Genomic DNA, 6,368 nt, shown 5'->3' with positions numbered 1-6,368 from the left:
TCTACTTCAGCCCCTATAAAAAACTCCATCAACAGTCGACTATAATCACTAGAATTATAGTCTATTGTATGATATTTATTAGATTGACATCCAATCAATAATAAACAGCTACATGGTAAGTAATATTTAAACATATTTAATACTCCTTAATTTATGGAGACGGTGGATATATATAAAATTGGTTTGAATTGCTAGGATTTCTAATAATATATCTCCCATTATTATTTGGACTTATAATTGTTTGTTTTGGCTGAAACACATGAATCATATTGCCATTGCCGTCAGGTTTTAATTGACCAAGATTAATGCCAATCAATCGGTTCAGATGGTTATCATAATATAATTTATTATACCTAATTCCATTAACTATACCATCTTCTTCAACAAAATTAATATGTGCAGGTAATACTTGTGGCTCATGTTGCAATACCGCCTTGGCATGCGAACTTTGATAATCTATATCATTACTGCCTTGATTGGGATTCAGCCCCAGTTTTGCTTTATGCAATTGTTCGTTAAATTCATGAGCTATTAAAACATTTCCCGATAAGACAATTGAATTTCTATCTAATTTTTCCATGTCTCCTACATCAAAATTACCTGTAATCCAATTACCTCCTGCTGTCTTCTCATCGTTAAAACCTAATGTGATATTGGCAGAACCAGACTTATCTTTAATGACAGCATTCAACATATTATAGAATTTCACTCATCGGCATCCAAATCTGAAACTGTATAACTATTTTTACCATCTGGGCTTTGTAGTGCTACCAACTCAACAATTTCATAATCTTGTTCATTTTTTCTACCTATATTTCGCAATTCAAATTTATTTCCTAATTCTCTCCTTATTTTTTGATTAAAACGTAGAACTGCATTTTCTTGACTATTTACATTAAATGCCAGTTCATTATTTCCCACCGCATTCTGTGCAATCAGGCTACCTGAAACTGCATCGGCAGTTGTATTGCCCACAGCCGCACCTATTGCCGTCCCCAGTAAGCCGGTAATTGCGGTTACGGTTTCTTTCTGTTCTGCGGTGAGTTTGCTGCCGTCTTGCTCATTGTAAAGATAGTGGCTGATAATCGGCGCAGCCGCTTCCGCTCCTCCTGCGCTGATTGCTCCTGCCAGGGCATTATTATCCCCGGCAGATGCTACCGCTGCACCCAATACGGCGTGGGCGAGGATGTGCGCGCTCGTGCCTTCTGCGTTTTTTCCTTTAAATTATTGCCCTATTTCATATGAAATCATCGGTGAGGCAGTGGCTACCGCTATGCCTGCCGTGCTTTGTGTCGGCGCACTCAATCCTGCGCTGATCATATCGAGCAATACGCCGCTTCGCTGCCAGTTGGCTGCTTTTCGGCGTTCATCGTCTGCTTGTGCCGACAGTGTTTGGGCTAATTCCCCCTTGCGGACCGATATGGCTACCTGAAGCGGGATGGTAGGAGTAATCGGCTTGAACGGCATCCGGGCTGACGGAGCCGGGCGGGCTTTGTCTGCTGCTGGTCGGCAAGGCGAAAGCAGAACGGGCACCATCTAGAATGCCATATAGCTAATAGTAATTAACTAGAAATTTAATATATTAATTCATCACAATATTTTTCCTTATACCCTCCATATACTCTTCCATACAACCCTTTTTTATTAAACTCTGTATTTTCCATAACAACTGTGGAAACAGAATAACCTAACCGTTTAACAAAACTCCTCCATTCTGAATAAGTAATACAACCATTCAGATCATAGACGGCAGAGTAATGTATCGAATATCCTTCTGATTCTTTATATCCAATTCTAGCCACTTTTCCATTTATTTCATCTGCAATCTTATAAACCTCCTCAATCGCAATTGCTTTATTTCTCTCTTGTAATATATCCTCTTCACTGCTTGGAATCTGAAGATAAATTGCAATAGCAGATATACACACTACAAATACGATAAGGATAATATCAAATTTCATTTTTATTGAACTCATATGAATAACTCTACCTAGATTTATCCCGATCAATCTTTAACTGATTATTGTATGGATCAAAAGTATGACCTGAGACCTTTGCTTTCTGTAAGGCCTTGGGTACCTATACCAATTTCTGTAGATCCTATTCCATTTGGATTATTTAATATAAGGATAATCCCTTCCTATACAAATACCTCGAGCACATCCTTGAATAGACCTATTCCATCCTTTTTGGATCAGGTCAAAATCACCCGCTGTGATGTGGCTCACGACTTCTTTGGCGGACAATATACGCCGGAGCAGGCTTATGCAGATTACCGCTGTTTGCTGTACCGTAACGGCAAACAGCCGAAATGTGAGAAACGGGGAACGGCATGGGAGAACGAAGACGGTAGCGGGAAAACCTTATATATCGGCTCCCGCTATGGCGCAAAATTGGCGAGGATTTATGAAAAAGGGCGTCAATTGGGTGACAAAGCCAGCCGGTGGGTTCGCTTCGAGGTTGAGTTTCGTGCGCATGACTACGAGATTCCCACGGATATCCTCATCTATCCGGGTGAGTATCTGTGTGGTGCCTATCCTGTCGGTGCACGGTTGTTTCAAAACTCGGCCAAACGCAAAATCACAAAACAAGCCAGAAAGGGATTGACCGTACAACGGGCGGCATACTTCCCCCGGCTACAGGCCGGGGCGTTTGTTCGTTACCAACATGATTTGGGGAGGACGGACGGAGAGATTGTTCGGATGCTGATTGCGCCACCCGGCAAATATCCCAAGGGACTGCATCCGCTTGATGAGGATTGTACGGCACATTCGATCCTATCGCCTTCTGCGCAAGGTATGCCGAAGACAGGAAGATCGGAACCGGTGTCGGTTGGCTTATGGACGGCAGCAGTGCTGTATTTGAAGTACCTGATTGGCTCTCTGCATGGTCTGTGTTGGTAAAGCCAACAGCCAGCGGGCAAGCGGGACACCGACGGGGGAGGTGAGAGGGGGAGTGTTTGGCATTAGGCACCCAATTAGGTACCAAAACCAGAGCGGATAAAAATAACACCCTGATAAATCAGGGTGTTATTTAATTTATCTGGCGGAGAGGAAGGGATTCGAACCCTCGATACGCTATTCACGTATACACGCTTTCCAGGCGTGCGACTTCAACCACTCATCCACCTCTCCGTTGAGGTAAGGGCCGCGATTATAATGAGATTGGTATCTGCTGGCAACCGTTCTATCGGGATTTTGCCGTACATCCAACCGAAGGCCAGTTTATCCCTTCAATTGTCTGCATATTTTCCCGACTAGCGGGCGTCAACGGGGCGATCAATTTTACGGCCGTCAAACCGTAAATTGCAGCAGCGTGCGGCCACCAACGATTGCCTGCGTGTTCCATAAAACGCCAATTATGATGATGCTCTACCGGCGGCACGTATAACATGAAGCGGCCCGTACTTAAGGAAAAACCTGCAGATTGCAGCAAACGCTTGGTTTGTGACAGAGAAAGCGCTTCTCGAAACAGTGGCTTGGTCCGACCGAAACGCCACAAAGAATAAGGATTAAAGCCGCTGAGCAACAACTGGCCATAGGGTTGCAAAACCCGGAAGCACTCCGCCAGTAAAATATCGTGTTCCCGATATAAATCCAAACCATGGGGCAAGAACAAGGTATAGATGGAATGATCGGCAAAAGGCAGCTGGGGCAGTGCGGCAACAATATGCCCATCATTCTCTCGGGGGGCAACGCGGCAAGCCTCTGCCGGCCACCACTCCTTAACGGTGCTCAGCGTCAAGGCAACGCTGAGTTTGCCTTGGCAATGCGGCCATTGGGCGTGGAAAAAATCCCTTTCGGCGGCAGCTGCATAACGGCCCAAGCCATCCTGATGCAGCCACCGTGCCAACTCATGTTCCGATTTCATGGGCCATTCTGCCTTTTCCTGATTTATCATATGGCTATTATGCGTAAATCCCGCCTAAACGTCCTACTTCGGCTTGACACCTTTATTCTAGAAGAAGTACTATCCTGCAGATTTTATTCAAGATACTGAATGCTGCCGTTTTTCAGGTAACCTTCCGCCGCACAACTCCATCTCTGCGGTTTGCGGCAAGCATCTGCTGTTTCGCTGTATTGGCTGTATTTAAAGAAAACCTCATGACCCAAATCAAACTTCTAACCTTGGCTTTATTGGGCCTCGGTCTGCCGGCCACCGCCGTTTCCCAAACTCACTCCCCCGAAAAAATCGCTTCCGCCATGATGAACCTGAATGCCTCGGCTTTGCGCAGCCAGACGGCAGGAGCGGAACGCAGCCACAATAATTTATGGAGCCGTATGCGGCGCGACTTCCGCATGAGCGAAGTGAACCCGGAAATCGTCCGCCGGCACGAAAACTATTTCGCCACCCGCAGCGCCTATTTCAACCGCACCATCGAACGCAGCCGCCCTTATCTTTACCACATTCTGTCGGAAGTGGAAAAGCGCAATATGCCGGCGGAAATCGCCTTGCTGCCGTTTATCGAAAGCGCCTTTGTCACCAAAGCCCGCTCGCACGTGGGCGCTTCCGGCTTGTGGCAGTTTATGCCGGCCACCGGCCGCCAATACGGTTTGGCACAGAATAATCTGTACGACGCCCGCCACGATATCGACGCCTCAACCAATGCCGCATTGAATTATTTGGAATACCTCCACCGCATGTTCGGCGACTGGTCTCTGGCTTTGGCCGCCTACAACTGGGGCGAAGGCAACGTCAGCCGCGCCATCAACCGTGCCCGCAGCCAGGGCTTGGAGCCGGTATATGAAAACCTGCGCATGCCCAACGAAACCCGCAATTACGTGCCCAAACTGTTGGCCGTGCGTAATCTGGTAAACAACCCGCAAGGTTTCGGCCTAACCCTTTCCCACATCGAAAACAAACCTTATTTCCAAGCGGTAACCGTCAGCAACCCGATGGACATCAACGCCATCACCCGCTTGGCCAACATTAGCCACGCCGAATTCGAGGCCCTCAACCCCAGTGCCAAAGTGCCGGTCTTCCTGCCCGAAAACGGCCGCCGCAAACTGCTGCTGCCCGTCGGCGCAGTAAACGCTTTCGAACAAAACCTGCGCAGCGCGCCCAACGAAGCCCTGCTCTCTTACGATATCCTGCACACCGACGGCCATACCACCCTAAGCGATATTGCCGACCGCACCGGCATGAACATATCGGATTTGCGCCGCACCAACGGTTTGAGCCGCAACAATGTGCGCGCCGGCAGCCGGATCTTGGTGGCCAGAAACACCAGCACCGCCGCCCGCTTGGTGAGCGACAGCGGAACAGACGATCCGCTCGGCGGCCTGATCCGCCAAACCGCCGCAGCCGAGCCTGTGGCCGCACCATCGAGCAGCAGCCGCATTCAGGTAGCCCGTGCCGATACTGCGCCATCCCGCCCGGCAGTGGAAACACACCCGGCTGCGCCGTTAGCCACGGTAGTTGCTGCCCGTCCGGAGCGCAGGGAGACCGCCCGCCCCGTGATTCAGCAGGCTGCGGTGGAGAATCAAGTGGCCGCGCCGGCCAATGCCATTATCCAAACCGCCCGCCAAGAAGCGCCTCAAGCTCAAGCAACGTGGGCGGCGAATAGCACGGCCGGTCAGGAGCCTGATCCTTTGATGGCTTTGGCGAATGCCTCGGCGGCTTCCAATCCGGCACCGGCGGATGCCGCCGCCTTGGTGCAGGATTCCTTGGCGCAAAGCGGTGCCGAAGAAAACCGCCGTCAGGCCGCCGCGCGTGCCGCTGCCGAACGTCAAACCCGTCAAGAAGCGCAACCGAACCGTCAGGCCCGCCAGCAAGCCGCCGCCACCCACCGTGTGGCATCCGGCGATACCTTACATTCGATCGCCCGCCGCTACCACATCAGCACCGCCGAACTGCGCCAGCTGAACCGTTTGAACGGTAACAGCATCCGCACGGGACAAGTGCTGAAAGTGGCCGGCAACAACAGCCAAGCCCAGTCGGCCCGTAACAACAACACTTCCCGCCAGGCGGCAAACAACCGCAATGCAAACAGCCGTCAGCGCCAAACATCTTATACCGTACGCAGCGGCGATACCCTTCAGTCCATCGCCCGCCGCCACAATGTTTCGGTAAACGATTTGAAACGCACCAACAATCTGCGCAACAACACCGTCCGCCCCGGTCAGAAACTGCGCGTGACCACCGGCGCATAAGCCTGAGACCTTTGCAAAACCCCCAGATGTGGATGCAGTTCAAGGCGTAGCAGCACAGCGAGCAGTACCCATAGGGCATAAACGCACAACGCAGAAATGCGCCGCAGATGGGGGTTTTGCAAAGGTCTCAGCCCGCTTATCCGGCCCGACCATAGCAAAGGCTACCTGAAACGGTTTCAGGTAGCCTTTGCTATGGTGAAGCAAGTTTGGCGCGGT

7 protein-coding genes and 1 tRNA gene are annotated in these 6,368 nt (G+C 50.0%); 2 read left to right on the top strand and 6 right to left on the bottom strand.

Annotated elements, in window-relative coordinates; all coding sequences use genetic code 11:
* Positions 1-151: 151 nt before the first annotated feature.
* The 3 genes from HMPREF9371_RS12375 to HMPREF9371_RS12370 form a co-directional block, all read right to left on the bottom strand.
* A complete protein-coding gene (locus HMPREF9371_RS12375) occupies positions 152-694 on the bottom strand; it encodes a hypothetical protein (RefSeq protein WP_156786960.1) in 543 nt (180 codons plus the stop codon).
* A gap of 11 nt (positions 695-705) precedes the next feature.
* Entirely contained in the window at positions 706-1,170 is a 465-nt protein-coding gene (locus tag HMPREF9371_RS12960; RefSeq protein ID WP_009117973.1) for a VENN motif pre-toxin domain-containing protein, read from the bottom strand.
* Between the two features lie 404 nt (positions 1,171-1,574).
* Positions 1,575-1,961, bottom strand: a complete 387-nt coding sequence (locus HMPREF9371_RS12370) for a hypothetical protein (protein ID WP_156786959.1) — start codon at positions 1,959-1,961, stop codon at positions 1,575-1,577.
* 204 nt (positions 1,962-2,165) lie between these two features.
* Here HMPREF9371_RS12370 and HMPREF9371_RS01185 point away from each other — a divergent pair, with 204 nt between their 5' ends.
* Positions 2,166-2,903, top strand: a complete 738-nt coding sequence (locus HMPREF9371_RS01185; RefSeq protein ID WP_050797898.1) for a replication initiation factor domain-containing protein — start codon at positions 2,166-2,168, stop codon at positions 2,901-2,903.
* A gap of 140 nt (positions 2,904-3,043) precedes the next feature.
* Here HMPREF9371_RS01185 and HMPREF9371_RS01180 read toward each other — a convergent pair.
* Together HMPREF9371_RS01180 and HMPREF9371_RS12365 are read right to left on the bottom strand one after the other, a co-directional pair.
* Positions 3,044-3,134, bottom strand: a tRNA-Ser gene (locus HMPREF9371_RS01180).
* 52 nt (positions 3,135-3,186) lie between these two features.
* Positions 3,187-3,870, bottom strand: coding sequence for a ribonucleotide-diphosphate reductase beta subunit (locus HMPREF9371_RS12365; protein ID WP_009117970.1), 684 nt, complete (start codon positions 3,868-3,870; stop codon positions 3,187-3,189).
* 233 nt (positions 3,871-4,103) lie between these two features.
* Here HMPREF9371_RS12365 and HMPREF9371_RS01170 point away from each other — a divergent pair, with 233 nt between their 5' ends.
* Positions 4,104-6,152 carry a LysM peptidoglycan-binding domain-containing protein gene (locus HMPREF9371_RS01170; RefSeq protein ID WP_009117968.1) on the top strand — a complete coding sequence of 683 codons (2,049 nt, stop codon included), beginning with the start codon at positions 4,104-4,106 and terminating at the stop codon, positions 6,150-6,152.
* Here HMPREF9371_RS01170 and HMPREF9371_RS12955 read toward each other — a convergent pair.
* Positions 6,122-6,310 (bottom strand): lipoprotein signal peptidase, encoded by a 189-nt coding sequence (locus tag HMPREF9371_RS12955; protein ID WP_083813948.1) that lies wholly within the window; start codon positions 6,308-6,310, stop codon positions 6,122-6,124. The genes HMPREF9371_RS01170 and HMPREF9371_RS12955 overlap by 31 nt on opposite strands.
* Between the last annotated feature and the right edge of the window lie 58 nt (positions 6,311-6,368).

Source organism: Neisseria shayeganii 871 (assembly GCF_000226875.1).
GTDB classification, from domain to species: domain Bacteria; phylum Pseudomonadota; class Gammaproteobacteria; order Burkholderiales; family Neisseriaceae; genus Eikenella; species Eikenella shayeganii.
Note: the sequence above shows the minus strand (reverse complement) of the source record. Positions and strands in the feature narration are given on the sequence as shown.

Coding starts and splice junctions, on each gene's coding strand:
- HMPREF9371_RS12375 (WP_156786960.1), bottom strand. CDS start 694: ATGTTGAATGCTGTCATTAAAGATAAGTCTGGTTCTGCCAATATCACA.
- HMPREF9371_RS12370 (WP_156786959.1), bottom strand. CDS start 1,961: ATGAAATTTGATATTATCCTTATCGTATTTGTAGTGTGTATATCTGCT.
- HMPREF9371_RS12365 (WP_009117970.1), bottom strand. CDS start 3,870: ATGAAATCGGAACATGAGTTGGCACGGTGGCTGCATCAGGATGGCTTG.
- HMPREF9371_RS01170 (WP_009117968.1), top strand. CDS start 4,104: ATGACCCAAATCAAACTTCTAACCTTGGCTTTATTGGGCCTCGGTCTG.